Origin of the sequence: Clostridium fermenticellae (genome assembly GCF_003600355.1) — a bacterium.
GTDB lineage: Bacteria > Bacillota > Clostridia > Clostridiales > Clostridiaceae > Clostridium_AV > Clostridium_AV fermenticellae.
In genome coordinates this window covers 748,778-768,440 of sequence record NZ_CP032416.1, presented here as the reverse complement: position 1 = coordinate 768,440, position 19,663 = coordinate 748,778, and the positions used below count along the sequence as shown (strand labels likewise).

At 30.5% G+C, this 19,663-nt stretch carries 16 protein-coding genes; 1 reads left to right on the top strand and 15 read right to left on the bottom strand.

From position 1 onward, the window contains the following. Window positions 1-228 precede the first annotated feature (228 nt). The 7 genes from ilvA to D4Z93_RS03805 all read right to left on the bottom strand — a co-directional run bounded on the left by ilvA (window position 229) and on the right by D4Z93_RS03805 (window position 9,699). A complete protein-coding gene (gene ilvA, locus D4Z93_RS03835) occupies window positions 229-1,449 on the bottom strand; it encodes a threonine ammonia-lyase (protein ID WP_119970538.1) in 1,221 nt (406 codons plus the stop codon). Between the two features lie 521 nt (window positions 1,450-1,970). Further along, a complete protein-coding gene (locus D4Z93_RS03830) occupies window positions 1,971-3,353 on the bottom strand; it encodes a GntP family permease (protein WP_119970536.1) in 1,383 nt (460 codons plus the stop codon). A gap of 49 nt (window positions 3,354-3,402) precedes the next feature. Continuing rightward, complete coding sequence (locus D4Z93_RS03825) at window positions 3,403-4,704, bottom strand: four-carbon acid sugar kinase family protein (protein ID WP_119970534.1); 1,302 nt, start codon at window positions 4,702-4,704, stop codon at window positions 3,403-3,405. A 229-nt stretch (window positions 4,705-4,933) separates the two neighbouring features. Further along, a complete protein-coding gene (gene pdxA / locus D4Z93_RS03820; protein WP_119970532.1) occupies window positions 4,934-5,950 on the bottom strand; it encodes a 4-hydroxythreonine-4-phosphate dehydrogenase PdxA in 1,017 nt (338 codons plus the stop codon). A 29-nt stretch (window positions 5,951-5,979) separates the two neighbouring features. Next, window positions 5,980-6,741, bottom strand: coding sequence for a DeoR/GlpR family DNA-binding transcription regulator (locus tag D4Z93_RS03815; protein WP_119970530.1), 762 nt, complete (start codon window positions 6,739-6,741; stop codon window positions 5,980-5,982). A 239-nt stretch (window positions 6,742-6,980) separates the two neighbouring features. After that, complete coding sequence (locus tag D4Z93_RS03810; protein ID WP_119970528.1) at window positions 6,981-8,573, bottom strand: ABC transporter permease/substrate-binding protein; 1,593 nt, start codon at window positions 8,571-8,573, stop codon at window positions 6,981-6,983. Further along, window positions 8,566-9,699 (bottom strand): betaine/proline/choline family ABC transporter ATP-binding protein, encoded by a 1,134-nt coding sequence (locus D4Z93_RS03805; protein ID WP_119970526.1) that lies wholly within the window; start codon window positions 9,697-9,699, stop codon window positions 8,566-8,568. The genes D4Z93_RS03810 and D4Z93_RS03805 overlap by 8 nt, the downstream gene beginning before the upstream one ends. 193 nt (window positions 9,700-9,892) lie before the next feature. On the opposite strand from D4Z93_RS03805, the gene D4Z93_RS03800 reads away from it, so the two are divergent. Beyond that, entirely contained in the window at window positions 9,893-10,516 is a 624-nt protein-coding gene (locus D4Z93_RS03800) for a GntR family transcriptional regulator (RefSeq protein ID WP_119970524.1), read from the top strand. Between the two features lie 88 nt (window positions 10,517-10,604). Here the strand turns inward: D4Z93_RS03800 and D4Z93_RS03795 are convergent, their stop codons facing one another. The 8 genes from D4Z93_RS03795 to D4Z93_RS03760 form a co-directional block, all read right to left on the bottom strand. Continuing rightward, window positions 10,605-11,504: an SDR family oxidoreductase gene (locus D4Z93_RS03795; protein WP_119970522.1), complete on the bottom strand. Its 900-nt coding sequence runs from the start codon at window positions 11,502-11,504 to the stop codon at window positions 10,605-10,607. A gap of 88 nt (window positions 11,505-11,592) precedes the next feature. Continuing rightward, window positions 11,593-12,501, bottom strand: a complete 909-nt coding sequence (locus D4Z93_RS03790; RefSeq protein ID WP_119970520.1) for a chemotaxis protein — start codon at window positions 12,499-12,501, stop codon at window positions 11,593-11,595. 137 nt (window positions 12,502-12,638) lie between these two features. Continuing rightward, window positions 12,639-13,991, bottom strand: coding sequence for a CCA tRNA nucleotidyltransferase (locus D4Z93_RS03785; RefSeq protein WP_119974212.1), 1,353 nt, complete (start codon window positions 13,989-13,991; stop codon window positions 12,639-12,641). 78 nt (window positions 13,992-14,069) lie between these two features. Next, window positions 14,070-14,498 carry a hypothetical protein gene (locus D4Z93_RS03780; RefSeq protein ID WP_119970518.1) on the bottom strand — a complete coding sequence of 143 codons (429 nt, stop codon included), beginning with the start codon at window positions 14,496-14,498 and terminating at the stop codon, window positions 14,070-14,072. Between the two features lie 129 nt (window positions 14,499-14,627). Then, window positions 14,628-14,801, bottom strand: a complete 174-nt coding sequence (locus tag D4Z93_RS03775) for an aspartyl-phosphate phosphatase Spo0E family protein (RefSeq protein ID WP_119970516.1) — start codon at window positions 14,799-14,801, stop codon at window positions 14,628-14,630. Between the two features lie 154 nt (window positions 14,802-14,955). Then, complete coding sequence (gene tyrS / locus D4Z93_RS03770) at window positions 14,956-16,179, bottom strand: tyrosine--tRNA ligase (RefSeq protein ID WP_119974210.1); 1,224 nt, start codon at window positions 16,177-16,179, stop codon at window positions 14,956-14,958. Between the two features lie 401 nt (window positions 16,180-16,580). Next, a complete protein-coding gene (gene megL / locus D4Z93_RS03765; RefSeq protein WP_119970514.1) occupies window positions 16,581-17,777 on the bottom strand; it encodes a methionine gamma-lyase in 1,197 nt (398 codons plus the stop codon). A gap of 281 nt (window positions 17,778-18,058) precedes the next feature. Then, window positions 18,059-19,636 (bottom strand): sigma 54-interacting transcriptional regulator, encoded by a 1,578-nt coding sequence (locus D4Z93_RS03760; protein ID WP_119970512.1) that lies wholly within the window; start codon window positions 19,634-19,636, stop codon window positions 18,059-18,061. Window positions 19,637-19,663 lie beyond the last annotated feature (27 nt).

Sequence of the window (19,663 nt, the reverse complement as noted above, 5' to 3'; positions counted from 1 at the left end):
GACTGAAAATGTTTACAAAAATTCCAAAAAAATCATTATATATAAAATGCTTTAACAATTCTTTTTTAACACATTTTTGTTCTATATTAAATTATTTTTTGATAAATGACGTATTGTGTCATTTTAAATACAACAATATAAAAAAATTTATTATAAAAGGGATATGTTGCCGGTTTGGCAACATATCCCTAAATTATAGACATATACTAATTCTCAAGTCAAAATCCACTAGATACATTTGTAAGATCCAAGTTTGTATCCTGATTCTTTAAGTTTATTTTTAATTTGATCTCCATGTTCTTCAGAAGGTACAGTAACTTCAAATAATACATCTGCAAAATCAAGACCTTTTTCATTCCAGTTGTTATTTTGTCTCACTGTAACAACATTTCCTCCCATTTTACCAATTTCAGATATTAATGTTCCCAGGGTTCCTTCTTTATCCTGAAGTTCTACTGAAAATCTAATTCTTCTCTTTAATAAAACTAATTCTCTTTCTATTATTTTAGCAGTCGTAGCTATATCAACATTTCCGCCGCTTACAAGTGCAACTACATTTTTGCCTTCCATACCTTTTATTTTTCCTGCAAGTAAAGCTGCAAGTGGTGATGCTCCTGCACCTTCGGCAATTAGCTTATTTCTCTCCATAAGTTCAAACATACCATATGCTATTTCATCTTCACTTATAGTAACTATTTCATCAACATACTTCTTTATATACTCGAAACATTTATCTCCTGGAGTACTTACTGATATACCATCTGCAAGTGATTTAGCTCCCGGTAAAGTTACAACCTCGCCTTTTTCAATTGAAGCCTTACTTGAAGCAATTATCTCAGGTTGTACACCAATTATTTTTATTGATGGTTTTATTGATTTTGCTGCTGTTGCTATACCGGATATTAATCCACCTCCGCCGATTGGAACTATTATACAATCAGCTTCTGGAAGTTCTTCTAATACTTCAAGTGCAATTGTTCCCTGTCCAGCCATTACATCTATATCATTGAATGGATTTATAAATGTTGCACCAGTTTCTTTTTGAACTTCTACAGCTTTAGCATAACAGTCATCATATACCTGTCCTGACTGAATAACTTCAGCGCCATATCCCCTAGTTGCTTTAACTTTTGCCAAAGGAGCAGTCTCTGGCATAACTATTGTTGACTTAACATTAAATGCTGTTGCCGCATATGCAACTCCTTGTGCATGATTTCCTGCAGAAGATGCTATAACTCCCCTTTTCTTTTGTTCATCTGTCAAATTCACTAATTTATTGTATGCACCTCTTAATTTAAAAGCGCCTGTTTTTTGTTTGTTTTCACACTTTAAATATATATTGCAATTACACTTATTTGAGAAAGTACTTGTGTAAAACAACGGAGTTTTTCTTACTACCTTTTTAATATTTTCCTGTGCTTTTTTAATTGTGTCTAAATTTAATTCCATAATATTTTCCCTCCATTAATTTAATATTCAAAAACGTTTACAGCAATATTATTATAACCAAATTACATAAATGCATTTAGCATATATGTTTCACTAGTTCGTATTACACGATCATTCTAACATATTTGTAGTTCATATGCAATCATTTTCATAAAAATTTTATAGCTTTTTTGTTTTTTATGTATATAGAAGTCTAATTATATTTATTCTAAGATTAATTTATATAGAAGGAGATGCTGACAAAATATAGGTATATTAAATGCTTTTATTGTAATTCTAAGCTTAACTTAGCCTCTAGCCGGGATTTCTAAAATTTAGGCACATTAAAAAATTTTGTAGTAAGTCTTAGTGAAGCGTTCTTAAAAGCCTTAGTGGATTTTATATGTTTGAGTAAAGCGAGTTTATAAAATCTGCTTAGACTTTTATAAACGCAAGCTTAGACTTACTAGAAATTTTTTACGTGACGTATTTTGGAAATCCCGGCTAAAGGCTAAGTTAAGCTTTCAGTTACAAACCCTATACTAACCAAAGAAAAAATTTAATATTAATAATGCAATTAATCCTACAAAGCAAGCTATAGTTGATGTAACAGACCAAACCTTCATTTGTTCTTTAACATTATTTATACCAATTGATTCATTGATAACCCAGAAATAAGAATCATTGAAGTACGAGAATATCATTGAACCAACGCAGGCTGCTAAAGCTGCAAAAACAGGATCAACATGAAGTAATGGTATCATTGGAGCAGTAACCGAAGCCGAAGTCATCATAGCCACAGAACCTGACCCCTGTACTAATCTTAATAAACAAGAAATTAAGAATGGTAACAATATTGGAGGTATACTTGTTTTTGCAATGTTTGTTGCAATAAATGTTCCAACTCCACTATTTTGTATAATCATTCCAAGTGCTCCACCACCTCCGACTAACAGAAGTAATTTACCACTTGCTTTAAGTCCTTCCTCCATAGCATCCAATGTCTCTTCTTTAGTGAATTGACTAGTTAAACCTATAATAGCAATCAAGAGTCCTATTGCCAGTGCAATTATTGGAGCACCTGTAAAATTAGAAAGCGACATTATAATAGTATTTTTAACTTTCAACGATTTTAGCACAGTATTTAATAATATCAATAATATTGGAATTAAAATTGGAGCAAAAGCCATAAACGGTGAAGGCAAATTTTTATTTGCTTCAATATTATTATCCTTTGTTTCGTTAAGTGATATATTTTGTTCTTGTTCTGGTCTTACCCAGCCATCCTCAGTATCATTAGGTAATTGATATATTTTCTTTCCTAAATACTTTGCATATGGTATTATAGCACATAATATCGGAATAGCTATAATAGTTCCAAATAGCATAAATTTTCCGATGTTGACATTTAAAATTCCTGCGACACCTATAGGCCCAGCAGCTGGTGGAACTAAAGTATGACTCATAAGAAGTCCGCCTGCTAATGCTATTCCAAGTGATACAACAGATTTACCGGTCTTTTTAGACAATCCTTTGACTAATGGTGCTAATATTATAAATCCCGATGTACAAAATATTGATAGAGAAGTTACAAATCCGGAAGTGGCCAGTGCATATTCTTCCTTTTTATGTCCAAACAATTTTATAAAAGTATTCGCCATAACCTCAGTAGCACCAGATACCTCTAAAAGTTTTCCAAGCATAACACCAAATCCGATTATAATACCTATGCTGCTTAATGAATTACCAAATCCCTTAGTAATCGAATTTACAAGCGTCATTTGATCCATACCACCAATAACACCTATTGTAACAGCACAAATAATTACTCCCAAAAATACATGTACTCTCGTTTTTGTAATTAAGAATACAAGTAAGCATATACCAATAATTAGACCAATTATCATTTGTATTCCTGAACTCATAATTTTTTACCTCTTTCTCATAAATTTAATTCTGTTTACTTAAAACTTATTATTTGCCCATTTTTTGATAGAGATACTCTACACATGTTATTAATGTATCATCTTTTCCAACTAATCCACCTTTAGTTAAAATTGGTTTTTTATCACAAATTCCACCTATAACCTTACCATAAATAGCAAGAGGAACAACTTCATCCAGTACTTCTATTCCATCTGCTCTTATTCTATTGCAAAATGCCTCCGTAACATCTCCACCTGAAGTGTACACACTGCCTACCTTAGTATCTAATTTTTCAATTATTGTATAGATAATTTCAGCAATAGACTCTGTTATTAAGTTTGCACATTCTTTTTTATCTAAGCTGAACCTTTCTTTTATAACTGAGAAATCCAGAACATCATTATCCTCAAGAGTTGTTGTAACAAGTAATGTATTATAATTATCTTCTTTACTTGTAATCTCATCTACAACTCTCTCTATCTCTTTTCCTCTCTTTTCATCATCCAAGAAATCCACTGTATTAGTCTTTATAATTAATGGATTATATTTTTCCTTTAAACTCTTAATTTGCTGCCTTGTAAGACTACTTGCACTTCCTATTCCACACAGTACTTTTCCTTCTAATAAGGTTTCTTTATCTTTGTCTTTATTTAATAGATCCGCTGAAACTGCCGTGAATGGACCTGGATCAACTGCTACAAATTTAAGTTTACTATCAATACAAGCTCTTGCAATTTCACTTATATCATCATTTGTATAAGCATCTATTATAATTACTCTGTTGCCATCTTTAGCATTTCTAATTATTTCATTTTTTATGGTTTCAGAACCCTTCAAGACCTTATCCAGAGGGACAAAACCCACATTGTACTTGGTTTGTGTTTTAACTATTTCAGTTATTCTAGATGTTTTGACAGGGCAAGTAGGATCTTTAACAACCTCTGTTTTTTCAAGAGGTATTCCATTAACCAGAAGTATATCTCCTACACTCACACGACCGGAATCTGGAAAAGATGCAACAACAATAGCAAAAGTATCCTCACCTAATGTATCAATAATACTATCAATCTCATATCCAACATTGCCTCTTAAAGTAGAATCTATTCTTTTACTAAAAAATAGTTCATCTTTATTTTTAAACATATTTGCAGCATCCTTCACTCTATCATAAGCTTCAGAAGGTTTTAAAGCTCTGCTGTTAGTTGTAATACACAAAACATCAAATTTATTGAACTTATTTATATCTGATTTTTGAAGTAAAGTTCCAACTTTCATACCATTTTTCGCAAGTATAGCTCCTGTATCATTTGCACCAGTCAAGTCATCTGCGATAATAACTGTTTTCAACATATATCCTTCTCTCCCTCTTATTTTTATAGTTTGTTAAAAATTAAACGGTTACATTTTATTATGATATGACTATAATCAACCATTTAAAAATATACATAATATTTATATTTCTACTGAAAATATGATAAAATTATATTGTAAAATTATAATTTTTGTTTGCCTCTTTTACTTATGGAAAAGATTGAGGGATCTTTTCTATAAGTAAAAATAAGAGGCTTTTATTTATATTTTAATTATTTTTTTGAGTTTCTTTTAAAAATCTAGGTCCATACTTAGCCGCAAGTAAAATAGCCTCTACCATGCTAACATCACTTACTTTTCCTGTACCGGCTATATCAAATGCAGTACCATGATCTACTGAAGTACGTAAAAATGGCATATTATTTGTTAATGAAATTGTTCTTTCAAAATCAACCATCTTTGTTGCAATATGACCTTGATCATGATAAAGTGAAAGAACTGCATCATATTTCCCATTTAATGCTTGATAAAATACAGAATCAGCTCCAATTGGTCCACTTATATCAATACCCTTTTTGCGTAAGTCCTCAACAGCCGGATAAATATATTTAACTTCCTCGTCACCAAACAGACCATGTTCTCCAGAATGTGGATTTAATCCCGCAATAGCCATGTGGGGCTTTTCAATACCTAAAACTCTAAGTGCCTCCTGACATCTTACAGCAAACTCTTCAATTCCCTCTTTAGTTATTAATTCACAGGCATGTTTTAATGAAACATGTCTACTATAGAAAAATGTCCTAAGTCCCTTTACTTCAAACATAGTAAGCGGGTCTTTAACCTTGGTTAAACTCTCCAGAACTTCAGTATGTCCAATATAAGGCACTCCTGCTTTTTTAAATGATTCTTTATTTAATGGAGTAGTAGCTATAGCAGTTACTTTTTTATCTAATGCTAATTTTATCGCATATGATAAATAATCAAATGCCGCTTTGCCACACTGTGCTTGAACTTTTCCATATTCTAGTGTTTCAATATTTATATTCTTCATATCAATAAGATCTATATTGCCCAATGTATATTTACCATCACATGGATTTGAAACTGTATTCAGTTCTAATGATATATTTGTTATTTGAAGTGCTTTTTTTAGGACTCCATAATCTCCTATTACAAGCGGATTACATACATCATATATTTCTTTTTTTCTTAAAGCCTTGACTACAATCTCAGGTCCTACACCAGCAGGGTCTCCTAAGGTAATTGCAATAATGGGTTTAATCATAATTATCTCCTCTTTCCAAACAAGAATATTTAAACAAATACACAGTTATCAATTTTATGTTTATCAAAGTCTTTAATAAGTTTTTCTGACTGTTTATCTACTATTATTCCTGTAAGCTCATCAAATTTAGACACTCTAACCATACTTTTTTTATCATATTTATCACTACTGGCAAGCAGAAAAGATTTTTCACTTATTTCCATAAAAGTATGTTTTAAATGCATCTTCTCTATATTAGTTGTCATAAAACCGTCTTTTATGCTAAATGCGTCGCATCCCAAAAAGCATGCATCAACATTATATTTCTCAACAGACCTGCAGGCTTCAATTCCCATACATTCCTGAGACTTTGTAAATACCCTTCCTCCTATAACTGTAACTTCTATATTAGGGAAATCACTTAAAAAAAGTGCAATTTTTAGATTACTGGTTATTACTTTAAGGTCTTTGATGTCTCTTATACTTTTTGCCATTTCCATTATTGTAGTACCGGCATCTAATATTATTGTAGAATTAGGTTTTACAAATTCGGCAGCTTTTCTTCCTATTAAATTTTTTTCCTTTATCATATACTTCTCTTTTTCTAAATAACTCTGTTCTTTGATTATAGGACTTTTTACAATAGCACCGCCAAATGTTCTATCTATAAGTCCCTGTTTTTCTAAAAATGATAAATCTTTTCTTATTGTAACCTCCGAAACATCTAATTTTTTAGATAATTCCAAAACGGTTACATTACCTAGTTTAAGAATATAATCATAAATTTTTTCTCTTCTTTCTAAAGCAAACATAAAATTTCTCCTATAAATCATTATTGATTAAGTAACACTTTGAAAGTAATATTATAATATCATACCTTTTAAATGTTTTCAATACCTTTCATTTAGTTTTTTTATTAACAATATTAGTATTTCCAAATAGTAAAAAGTTATTTGAATAAAGTATAATACGACTAAAAGCACCGTGTTTTAAATTTCACGGTGCTTTATATTTTTATCTTTTATTAGACTTTGAAATAATTTAATTACTATTATTTAATTAAGCCTTTTCCCCTTAGAAAGTCATCTGCTACCTTTTCAGGCTTTTCTCCATTATCCACTCTGTAATTTAATTTTCTCATATCAGCATCTGTTATACTTCCTTCTAATTTATTTAACAATGGTCCTAATTCTGGATACTTCTTTAATATATCATCTCTAATTATTGGAGCCGCATAATATGGAGGGAAGAATTTTTTGTCGTCTTTTAAAAGTTTTAACTTAAATTTTTCTAACAGGCCATCCGTAGAAAAAGCATCTATTACTTGTACTGAATTTTGAGACAGCGCTGAATATCTCAAACCACCATCTATACCTTTTACATTTTTAAAGTTTAAAGGATATAATTTCTTTAAACCAATATATCCATCAGGTCTATTAGCAAACTCCATGGTAGAACCTAAATTTAAGCTTCCACTTACTTTAGATAAATCTGATATAGTATCAATATTATACTTATCAGCCAATTCTTCCTTTAAAGCTAATACAAAGGTATTATTAAATCCCAAAGGCTTTAACCAATCAATATTATAATTTTCTTTAAAATAATCTTTTACTTCATTATAAACTTTATCTTGATCTGATGGGACCTGCTTTTTCATTATATTAACCAAACCTGTACCTGTATATTCCACATACATATCTATATCTCCAGATTTAATAGCATTAAAAACCACATTCGTCCCACCAAGATTCAATTTTTTCTCAACTTTATAATCTGTGTTATGTTCAATTAGTGATGCCATAATATTTCCAAGTATCAATTGCTCATTAAAATTCTTTGAACCTATTACTATTGTCTTTTTATTACTTGCAAAAGCATTAAATAAGCCAAGTCCTACAATTACAACAACAAGGGCTGCCGCAACTATTTTAAATTTCTTATTTTTAAATATTTTATTTCTTCTCCTAGATTTTAATCTTGAATTAGATGCTTTAATTCCATCTGGTACAACTACTTTTTCTACCTTTCCAATTATAAAATCTAAAGCAAGAGCAAGAATACACGCTGGTATTGCTCCAGCTAAAATCATATTATTATCAACGGTCTGTACACCAGAAAAAACCAAATACCCCAATCCTCCAGCACCTATAAATGCTGCAATCGTCATAAGTCCAACAGCAGTAACAGCAGATATTCTTATACCAGACATAATAACAGGGAGTGCTAATGGCAGCTGAATCTTAGTTAAAATTTGAGATTTTGTTAATCCCATTCCCTCAGCAGCCTCTAACGTAGATGGATTTATATTAGTCATTCCTGTAAATGTATTTTTAATTATAGGTAGTAGTGAATACAAAACAACCATAGTAATAGCCGGCTTACTGCCTATACCAAGTATAGGTATCAAAAAACCCAAAAGTGCTAAACTAGGAATAGACTGCATAATATTTGCTATCCCAATTATTGGAGCAGATAACTTTTGAATTCGCGTAATTAATATTCCTAGAGGTATACCAATAGCTATAGAAATCAATACAGCTAAAACCGTTAACTCAATATGTTCACAAAACAAATTATATATCTGATCTTTTCTGTCCGATATAAAGAGAAAAAAAGAATTTAACGCATTTAAACTATTCATCCAGTAAAACCTCCTTGTCTAAAAACTGATTACTTAGAACATATAAAAGGCTACTTTTAGTAATGAGTCCTAATAACCTTGTATTATTATCTACAACTGGTACATATCCTATATTTTCTTTTCTCATTTTTTCTAGTACATTTATTATTGAATCCTGATCAGAAACTGTTACAATACCTTTTTCCATAATATCCTTTAACTTTGTATTTTTATTAAATGTCTTTCTTATATCTTTTAAAGTAACAAGTCCATTAAGTTTTTCATTACTATCAACTATTAATAAACTATCAACATGATTTGACTGCATTATTTGAATAGCTTGAAGTAATGTTCTTTCTTCAATGGTCTTAACTGGATTTTTTATCATTATATCTTTTACTTTAATTAATTCCGGCTGATTCCAAATTCTATCCTGACCAATGAATTCTTTGACAAAATCATTGGCTGGACATTTAAGAATATTTTCAGGAGTATCAAATTGTAGCACTTCACCATCATTCATAATACAAATTCTATCTGCTAACCTTAGTGCTTCATCCATATCATGAGTTACAAATATAATAGTTTTCTTTAATTCTTGTTGTATATTATATACTTCATCTTGAAGCTGACCTCTTGTAATTGGATCCAATGCACTAAACGGCTCGTCCATTAGAATAATTTCAGGATTCATCATAAAGGCTCTGGCAATTCCAACTCTTTGTTGTTGTCCTCCACTTAATTCATTTGGATATTTATCTATATATTCTTCACTGTTCAATCCAACAAGCTTTAATAGTTCAAAAACTTTTTTTGTAACTCTATCCTTATTCCATTTCTCTAAATTAGCTATCAAAGCAATATTTTCTTTCACAGTCATATGCGGGAAAAGTCCCGTCTGTTGTATAACATAACCCATTCTTCTTCTAAGTTTTATAGTATCTTCATTTACAATATTCCTACCATCAATTAGAATTTCTCCGGAAGTAGGATTTATAAGTTTATTTATCATCTTTAAAGTTGTAGTTTTTCCGCAACCACTTGGACCTATAAATACAACTAATTCGCCTTCATTTATTTCTACATTTATATTTTTTAATACAATCTTATTTTTAAATTTCTTACTAATATTTTTAAGCTTTATCATATTATTCCCCCAATTCAAATTAATTTAATTATTTTGTTAAATTAAGATACAACTTATATATTATCATAAAGTTGTACCTTTGTAAAGTTAACTTGATTTTTCACCAATATGAACTTAAAATAGTTTTAGGTTATAAATAAAATTAAGTATAATATTTTAAACATTGACTATATACTAGTTAGGAGTTTTTCAAATGACAAACGAATCAATCATAAGGCCCGTTTACCAACAAATAGCAATTGATATTGCATCAAGAATAGTATCTGGTGATTTCCCTATAGGATCAAAGCTTCACGGGAGATCTACACTTGCTGGGAATTATAATGTTTCTCCTGAAACAATACGAAGATCTGTTACATTATTAAGTGATATGGATATAGTTACGGTTATAAAAGGCAGCGGTATCATTATAAAATCTGTAGATAATGCCATTAAGTTTATTGATAAATTTAAGGATATAGATTCCATGAAGTCGCTAAAAAAAGAAATTTCAAATATAATTACAAAAAAACACGAATTAGAAAATAATCTGCAGCTGTTAACAAACAAGCTGATCGATTATTCAGATAGGTTTAAAAACTGCAATCCATTTATCCCATTAGAATTTGAAATAGAAAATACTTCAAGTTTTATAGGTAAAACGATAGCTGAGGTTAATTTTTGGCAAAATACGGGGGCTACTATAATTGCTATAAGGCGTAATAATAAACTAATTCTTTCACCAGGACCATATGCAACTTTTAATAAAAATGACGTATTCATAGCTATAGGTGACGAACAAGCGTATGAGAGAATAAAAAAATTTTTTAAAGAGTGACTAAAAATTAATAAGGCTCATGAGAATTCTTTGCTATTCTCGTGAACCTTTATTTCATACTCTTAACATTTAAATCAATATAGAAACCTTAAGTTGCTACAAATTCGCCTCCATTTACATGAATAACCTGACCTGTAACATAGCTTGAATCATCAGATGCCAAATAAACATAAATTGGTGCCAATTCTACCGGCTGACCGGCTCTTTTCATAGGAGCATCCGTACCAAAAGTAGTTATATACTTAGCATCAAAACTTGATGGCTGTAATGGAGTCCAAATTTCTCCAGGGGCAACAGCATTTACCCTTATTCCCTTTGAAACAAGTGAAAGTGCAAGAGAACGTGTAAAGCTTACTATAGCCCCTTTAGTAGATGAATAATCTATCAAAAGCTTTTCACCTCTATAAGCCGTGATTGAAGCTGTATTTATAATTTTACTTCCTTTTTTAAGGTAACGCAGGGCAGCTTTTGTAACGTGAAAAAATGAAAATATATTGGTACGAAATGTACATTCCAGCTGTTCTGTCGAGATATTCTCAATGCTATTTTGCGGAAATTGTACTCCTGCATTATTTACCAATATGTCTAAATGTCCAAAAGCATTAATAGACTCTTCAACTATTTTTTTACAAAAGCGCTCATTTTTTAAATCACCTGAAATCAAAACACATTTTCTCCCTTGATTCTTAATCAATTTTTTTGTATACTCAGCATCCTTATGTTCATCATAATATGCAATAACAATATTTGCACCTTCTTTAGCAAAAGCCAATGATACAGCTCTCCCAATTCCACTGTCTCCACCTGTAATTAAAGCTACTTTATTCTTTAGTTTATTGCTTCCAGTATAATCTGGATCATTAAATATTGGTCTAGGACACATAAGAGTCTCAAGTCCCGGCTGTACAGGCTGATGCTGAGGTGGAAATGCTATAGGAACTTTTTCACATTTTTCCTTCCAACCATAATATGGATAACTAAATATCAAATATAGACCTCCTAAAAAAATTATCATTACATTATATGCTTATAAATAGTTTATGTTAAATATTTTTGTAAATTTTTACACTTTATACTTAAATGGACGTCTCCAAATATTTATCTATTACTTTTACGAGATCACCTATTTCCGGTTTACTAAGCTGTGCATCTGCACCTACAGATATCCCCTTGTGTTTTAAATCATCTGTTATAAGTGAAGAAAATATTATAACCGGCAGCCTTTTTAAAATAGGATGTTCCTTAATTTTTCTCGTAAGTGTATGCCCGTCCATTTGAGGCATCTCAATGTCTGTAATTAACATTTGAACGTCTTCTGTAAATTTCTCATGCTTTTCGTCTTCTAAATTAATCAAATAGTCATAGGCTTGTTTACCATCATTAAAGAATTGTAAGTTTTTGAATCCTGCTTTTGTAAGTGTATCCTTTAGTAATCTTCTTATTAAAACAGAATCATCAGCTAGTACTATTTTAATGTTAGATCTATCCTTATACTCTACATCTACAATTCTGTCCTCACTTATACCTGTTTTAGGACTTATATCTGTAACTATTTTTTCAAAATCAAGCATCAGTATTATTTTATTATCTAAAATAATATTTCCTGTAACTAAGGGATTGTCATATATATCTTGAGGCTTCATTATATCTTCCCATTTTATACGGTGAACCCCTAATATTTCGTCAATATTAAATGCCACTTTAATTTTATTAAATTCACATATTATAACTCTAAAGTTTTTAATATTTTCCACGCCGCTTTTTCCATCCAAAACATATTTCAAATCAACTAAAGTCACTATCTCATCTCTGCATAGAATAAGTCCTCCTACAGCCGGATTTGACTGCGGCAATTTTGTTAAATTATCAACTTCCACTATTTCTTTAACCTTTATAACATTTATCGCATAATGTTTTTTATTTATTACGAACTCTAATATCTCAAGCTCACCTGTTCCACTTTCTAGTAATATATCTGCATTCATAATATTATTCATACCTCTCTTTCACTATTTTAATTAAAAATCGATTAATACATAATTCCCCTAATACTATATTTTCGTCAGAATATTTATATTATGAATAAGCTTATAATAATTTTGATATTTATTTTTAATTTTTCCTATTTTCTATTTAAAACAATTTTTAATAATTGTTCTCTTGTATTAATATCTGGATTTTCCAAAACCATTTCTAGTAAATCATTTAATATAATTCCTATATTAACTCCCTCTTTATAACCAATTTCAATCAAATCATCACCATTAATGGAAAGATCTTTTACTGACATCGGATCCTTTTTATTTATTAAATCGTCTACTTTAGATTTTAAAATCAGCACATCGTCAAAATTTATATATTTTGTTGAAAGGGCCTTTCTATCGGCCTCTATAAGTTTTAAGAGATCATATATATTTTCTTTTCCAAGCCTTACAATTAGTTTTTTAACTGACTTATCATTCAAATTTGTAGATATCATATGATTTAAAATAAGTTTGCATATAATATCTACTGTTTTATTATCAAACTTTAGTCTCGTAAGAATTTTTTCTGCTAACTTAAAACTAACTAATTCATGTTTATAAAAATGTCCAACCCCGTCGCTATCTAATGTGAAACAATAAGGTTTACCTATATCATGAAGTAATGCCGCCCACCTTAAATTCAAATTCTTAGGTACATTCTTAACAACCATTATAGTATGCATAAATATATCTTTGTCATGATGTTTGTTATGTTGATTAAAATCATATGTATTTTTTAATTCTGGAATGAATTTTTCAAGTAATTTAAAATGTGCAAGAAAAATCAAACCTTTATCAGGATTTTCAGAAATTAAAATCCTATTCAATTCATCTCTGATCCTTTCAACTGATACTCTTTTAATATTAACTTCCAGTTTTGATATAGCAAGCAGAGCATCTTTATCAATGTCAAAATCAAGCTGACATGAGAACCTTATACACCTAAGCATTCTTAAAGCATCTTCATTAAATCTCTTAAAAGGATTTCCAACACATCTTATTATCTTGTTTTTAATATCTAATTCTCCACCAAAATAATCTATTAGTCCATTTTGCTCATTATATGCCATACTGTTTATAGTAAAATCCCTTCTTGCCAAATCATCTTTTAAATTTCTTGTAAAAGCCACAGTATCAGGATGCCTAAAGTCACTATAATCTCCATCAGTCCTGTACGTAGTTACTTCAAAATATTCATTTTCTATAACAACGGTAACAGTACCATGTTTTATCCCCGTTTCAATTACCTTAAAATTAATTTTCTCAAATATACTTATAACATCATCCGGAAGTGCACTTGTAGTAATATCCCAATCATTAGCCCTTCTACCAACTAAAGCATCTCTAACACATCCACCAACAACATATGCTTCATATCCAGCATAACCTAATCTTTCTAAAACAAATTTCACACGGCATGGGATTTCTATATTTATATTCCTCATCGAAATCACCTCGATATTATTTTTATAAAAAATTAGACTGTCTCAAAAGTCAAAATTAAGACAGTCATATAGATTAAATTTATTTTATTTTAGAACTATTTTTGCATATCCTTCTGCTTTTTTACCAGCAAGTTCTACTTTAACATTTTTAGAGTCATTCCCAGAAATATGTACTGTATTATTTATATTCCCACCTTTTTCAAATAGTGTCTTATTATCATTATATACTTTTATAATTATATTCCCCTGTTTTTCTGAAGAACTAATTTTCATTGTATAATCAGACTTTTTAGAAGTTATCTGCTTTGTATCTTTTCCATCAAGCAATTTAAACTTTATGTCATAAATATTACTTTTAGTATTATCTGTCCAGAATTTAGCATCGGCATGCAATCTAACATCAACTATATTGAAATTATTTCTTTGTTTGTCTATCGTATAATCATAAATTCCAATACAGGCCAATAGACATATTATTACAAACCAAAACATACTTCTTTTAACCTTTATCATATATAAGCCTCCAATTAAGAATTATATATAAAATTATAACACATATTTACAAATTAAAAACGAAAAGTAACAAAAATAAAAGATTTCAAATTCATTTTACTAAAAGGAGAGGGTTATCCTCTCCCTTTCTTAGTCTCCTTGCTGCTTTTTAATTATTCCGTCATATTCATTTAAAATCGAATCCAACATCTGACTTGCAGCAATTATTTTAGGGTCTAACAGTATACTTTTTTGGTTAATCAAGTTATTCAGATTTTCCTTTAGATCTTCTATTTGCCGCAAAATCTCTTTTATTTCGTTCATTGCCTTTTCCCTCCTTTCTTTAAATAAGTATACGAAAGAGAGAAAAGACGATAAATATTAAACTAATGGAAATTCAGCTGAACCTTATAAATATTTAGAATAATTTATCGAAAAGAAAAAAGTCCGTGCTAAAACACGGACTATCTTTTATACATTATTTCACTAAAACTTTACGATAGGTTTTTTTACCTTTACGTATTTTTATTCCATTCTTTAACTGCCTGGATGTAATATTTAAATCTGTTGATTCAACCTTAGTATCATCAATAAATACTCCTCCCTGGTTAATCAATCGTCTGGCTTCACTTTTAGAAGAAGCAAGACCAGATAGTATCATCAAATCCAAAATACCAATAGAATTATCTGTTAATTTGTCAATATTAATTTCAGTAGTCGGCATATATGAATCATCTTTTCTATCTATAAAGAGTGCATGTGATGTTTTTTTTGCATTTTCCGCCTCCTCTTTTCCGTGAACAAGTTTAGTCAATTCATAGGCAAGTATTTCTTTTGCCTCATTTAACTGACTCCCCTCCCATTTATCCATTTCATCAATCTGTTCAAGTGGAAGAAATGTCAGCATACGCATACATTTTAAAACATCATCGTCTCCAACATTACGCCAATACTGGAAGAATTCAAAAGGTGTTGTTTTATTAGGATCAAGCCAAACAGCTCCGTTTGCAGTTTTCCCCATTTTTTTACCTTCAGAATTCGTGAGCAGTGTGATTGTCATAGCATAAGCATCTTTTCCCAATTTACGGCGGATTAATTCTGTACCTGCAAGCATATTAGACCATTGATCATCACCACCAAACTGCATATTACATCCATAAGTTTTATATAAATGATAAAAATCATATGCCTGCATAATCATATAATTAAACTCTAAAAATGATAAACCTTTTTCCATTCTCTGTTTATAACATTCTGCTCTAAGCATATTATTTACCGAAAAACAAGCTCCTACATCTCTTAGCATTTCAATATAATTTAATTTTAAAAGCCAATCTGCATTATTTGCCATAATTGCTTTGTCCGGACCAAACTCTATAAATCTCTCCATCTGTTTTTTAAAACAATCACAATTATGCTGTATTATTTCAGGTGTCATCATAGAACGCATGTCAGTACGTCCAGATGGATCTCCGACATATCCAGTTCCGCCACCTATAAGAACTACAGGTCTATTTCCTGCCTTTTGCAGACGTTTCATAAGACAAAGAGCCATAAAATGACCAACATGAAGTGAATCAGCAGTCGGATCAAAACCAATATAAAATGTTGCTTTGCCATTATTAACAAGTTCTCTAATTTCATCTTGATCAGTAACCTGAGCAATTAAGCCACGGGCTACAAGTTCATCATAAACTTCCATAAAAAACAACAACTCCTTTATAAATATTAAAAATGCCTCCTGCTCCCAACACGGAACAGAAGGCATAAATTGCGGTACCACTTCTAACTTAAAAATCCCTCACAGAATTTTTCTCAAAGAGTGCAAACACACTCATATGCTGTATCGGGCACACCCAGCAAAACCCTACTACAATTCAGGCAGCAGCTCCAGGATGTATTCAATACGGAAAATTTATACACTCTCACACCAACCGAGTGTTCTCTTAATAAACTTATACCGATTTACTTATCCCCATCATAGCTTTAAATAATTTAATTGAATTGTAGTTTAAAAGCAGACAAATGTCAATAGAAATTTTAAAAAAATCTAAAAGACCCATAAACTACAGGGTCTTTTAGATTTTCAATACAAAGTTATGATTATACTATTAAATCAAGTGCTTGTTTTAAATCAGCTATTATATCTTCAGCATTTTCTAGTCCAACAGATAATCTTACAAGTCCATCACTTATTCCTGCAGCATGTCTTTCTTCTGCAGAATATGGTGAATGTGTCATAGATGCAGGATGTTCAATAAGAGTTTCAGCATCTCCTAAACTTACTGCAAGAGTTGCAAGTTTTAAACTATTCATAACTAATGCACCCTCTGATACTCCTCCCTTTAATTCAAATGAAATCATAGCACCAGGAAGTTTCATCTGAGACTTAGCAAGATCATGATATTCAAAACTTTCAAGACCAGGATAGTATACTTTGGATACAGCAGGATGTCCTTCTAAGAATTCAGCAACCTTCATAGCATTCTCACAATGTTTTTCCATTCTTATAGGTAAAGTTTTCATACCTCTTATGATAAGATATGCATTGAAAGGACTAAGTACAGAACCAGTCATATCTTTTAATCCGAAAACTTTAACCTGATCTATAAATTCTTTTGTACCAACTGCAAATCCGGCTATAACATCTCCATGTCCATTTAAATATTTAGTTGCAGAATGAACAACTACATCAGCACCCAATTCTAAAGGTCTTTGTATGTAAGGAGTACAGAATGTATTATCTACAAATACAAGACAATCCTTGTTATTTTCATGAGCTACAGTAGATATAGCTTTGATATCATTAACTTTTAATGTTGGGTTTGCCGGAGTTTCAAGATAAACAACCTTAGTATTTGGTTTTAAAGCCTTTTTTATATTATCAATATTTGTTGCATCAACAAATGTTACATCAACACCAAATCTTGTAAGGCCATGATTTAAAAGGGAAAAAGTGCAGCCATATAATGTATCAGATGCAACTACATGATCTCCAGCTTTTAATGCAGTCCAAAGTGAAGCTGAAATTGCTCCCATACCAGATGCAGTAGATACAGCGGCCTCGCCACCTTCTAATATAGCAAGTTTTGCTTCAACTTCTGAGCAAGTTGGGTTACCAAGTCTTGAATATACATATCCATCTTCTTTGCCAGCGAATCTATTTCCTCCTTGTTCAGCTGAATCAAATATAAAAGTTGATGTCTGGTATATTGGAGTTGCTAAAGCTCCAAATTGTGTGTCACCAACATGTCCTCCATGTATTGCTAATGTATTAAATCCCAATTTTTCATTTTTCATAAAACTTATCCTCCTTATAAATTTTAATTACACTATATTATATAAGCAAGTTTCATGCCAACTTATTATTGCAGTATTTATCGAAATTTGTAAATGTTTTCAACCATTTCTTAAGGATAAATGTAAACCTTTATTTACACTTGTAAAGAAATATTTACATTTAGGACATACTTACTTTGATTATAGATTTTGTTGCCAAAATCACTTCCATTTTATTAAAGCAAAGTTTTTTTATTTACCATTTAAGCTATTACTGAACACACCTGTACAGCAAGTGGTTTTCAAAATAGACTATGAAAATTTATACCATATTTATTTAACTTATTTATTATGGTAGTATGAGATACTCCAAGAGCCTTTGCAGCTTTTCTACAACTTTTACAATTTTGCATAGCAGATATAAGTGCCTTTTTTTCGGCAGATTCCACCACATCTTTTAATTTAAAATTAAAAGATGAATTTTCTTGCTTTTGCTCACAATCTGTATTTTTTTGAAAATCCATAATCAAATTTTCTTTTTTAAGCAAGTAACCTTGACATAAATTCATGGCTCTTTCTACAACATTTCTTAATTCGCGCACATTTCCTGGCCAATCAAACTTTACAAGCTCTTCTATAAAACTCATATCAGCCCCTTTTACATTTTTGTCCATTTGCTTATTAAGTATTTTTATAAAAAAGTTAACGAGCATTGGTATGTCTTCAAGCCTCTCCTTAAGACTTGGAATATATATAGGTATGACATTTAATCTGTAATATAAATCATCCCTAAACGTTTTCTTTTTAATCATATCCTCTAAATTTCTATTAGTTGCTGCAATTATTCTAACATCAATTTTTTCCTCTATATTGCTGCCTATCTTTCTTATAGTGCCTTCTTGTAAAACCCTTAAAAGTTTTGCTTGAAGCGTCAGAGATAATTCTCCTATCTCATCTAAAAATAATGTGCCTTCATTAGCTGCTTTAAACAAACCGTCTTTACCATTTCCCGATGCGCCAGTAAAGCTTCCTTTTGTGTATCCAAACAATTCACTTTCTATTAAATTATCTGGGAGTGCTGCACAATTTATTGCCAAAAACTTTTTATTTGCTCTTGAACTTAATTTATGTATTGCTCTTGCAAATAACTCTTTACCGGTGCCACTTTCACCACGAAGAAGTATAGTAGAATTATTCTTTGCAACAGACACACATATTTTCTTGGTTTCCATAATCGCAGAACTATTACCTATAATATCTTTAAATGTAAGGTCTTCTTTTGGCGTAATTGCATTTGACATTTCTATTGCTTCATTGATATCTTTTATGGAAGCAACAGCTGTTATAGTTTTCCCTTTGTCATCCTTTACAGAACGCCCTGAAGTAATGTAATGAAAATTGTTTGTTGAATTTTGTCTAAACATTTCAATATTATTGTAATCTTTTCCAGTCCTTAAAAGAGTAACTACTGGATCTTCTGGAGTTAACAATTCTTTTATATTTTTTCCGACTATCTCTTCCTTCTTTATGTGAAATATTTTCTCACAATAATTATTAAAAAGTTCTATTTTCTCATTTTGGTTTACAGCCAATATACCATCTTGTACAGCATCTATAATTGCTATAAGTCTTCTCTCATTTTTTTCATAAGATAGCAATTCTACTTCCTGTGTTTTTATAACACCCTCTATATTAGCTATCTTTTCAATTATATTTAACTTTCTCTCCTCCTGCAGAGTTTCTATCTTCATATACATTTTATTAGGAAATACCTCAAGTGAATGGATGTTTATATCATTTTCATAAAGATTTTTTAAAATATCTAGCGCCATTCCAATTCTATCACGTGAGATTATTTCTAGTCTAAAATAGGTTTTCATAAACATCACTTTCCTTTTTAATATTTA

Coding starts and splice junctions, on each gene's coding strand:
- D4Z93_RS03760 (WP_119970512.1), bottom strand. CDS start 19,636: ATGAAAACCTATTTTAGACTAGAAATAATCTCACGTGATAGAATTGGA.
- D4Z93_RS03800 (WP_119970524.1), top strand. CDS start 9,893: ATGACAAACGAATCAATCATAAGGCCCGTTTACCAACAAATAGCAATT.
- megL (WP_119970514.1), bottom strand. CDS start 17,777: ATGAAAAATGAAAAATTGGGATTTAATACATTAGCAATACATGGAGGA.
- D4Z93_RS03830 (WP_119970536.1), bottom strand. CDS start 3,353: ATGAGTTCAGGAATACAAATGATAATTGGTCTAATTATTGGTATATGC.
- pdxA (WP_119970532.1), bottom strand. CDS start 5,950: ATGATTAAACCCATTATTGCAATTACCTTAGGAGACCCTGCTGGTGTA.
- D4Z93_RS03790 (WP_119970520.1), bottom strand. CDS start 12,501: ATGAATGCAGATATATTACTAGAAAGTGGAACAGGTGAGCTTGAGATA.
- D4Z93_RS03775 (WP_119970516.1), bottom strand. CDS start 14,801: ATGAACGAAATAAAAGAGATTTTGCGGCAAATAGAAGATCTAAAGGAA.
- D4Z93_RS03815 (WP_119970530.1), bottom strand. CDS start 6,741: ATGTTTGCTTTAGAAAGAAGAGAAAAAATTTATGATTATATTCTTAAA.
- D4Z93_RS03805 (WP_119970526.1), bottom strand. CDS start 9,699: ATGATAAAGCTTAAAAATATTAGTAAGAAATTTAAAAATAAGATTGTA.
- D4Z93_RS03780 (WP_119970518.1), bottom strand. CDS start 14,498: ATGATAAAGGTTAAAAGAAGTATGTTTTGGTTTGTAATAATATGTCTA.
- ilvA (WP_119970538.1), bottom strand. CDS start 1,449: ATGGAATTAAATTTAGACACAATTAAAAAAGCACAGGAAAATATTAAA.
- D4Z93_RS03810 (WP_119970528.1), bottom strand. CDS start 8,573: ATGAATAGTTTAAATGCGTTAAATTCTTTTTTTCTCTTTATATCGGAC.
- D4Z93_RS03825 (WP_119970534.1), bottom strand. CDS start 4,704: ATGTTGAAAACAGTTATTATCGCAGATGACTTGACTGGTGCAAATGAT.
- tyrS (WP_119974210.1), bottom strand. CDS start 16,179: ATGGAAGTTTATGATGAACTTGTAGCCCGTGGCTTAATTGCTCAGGTT.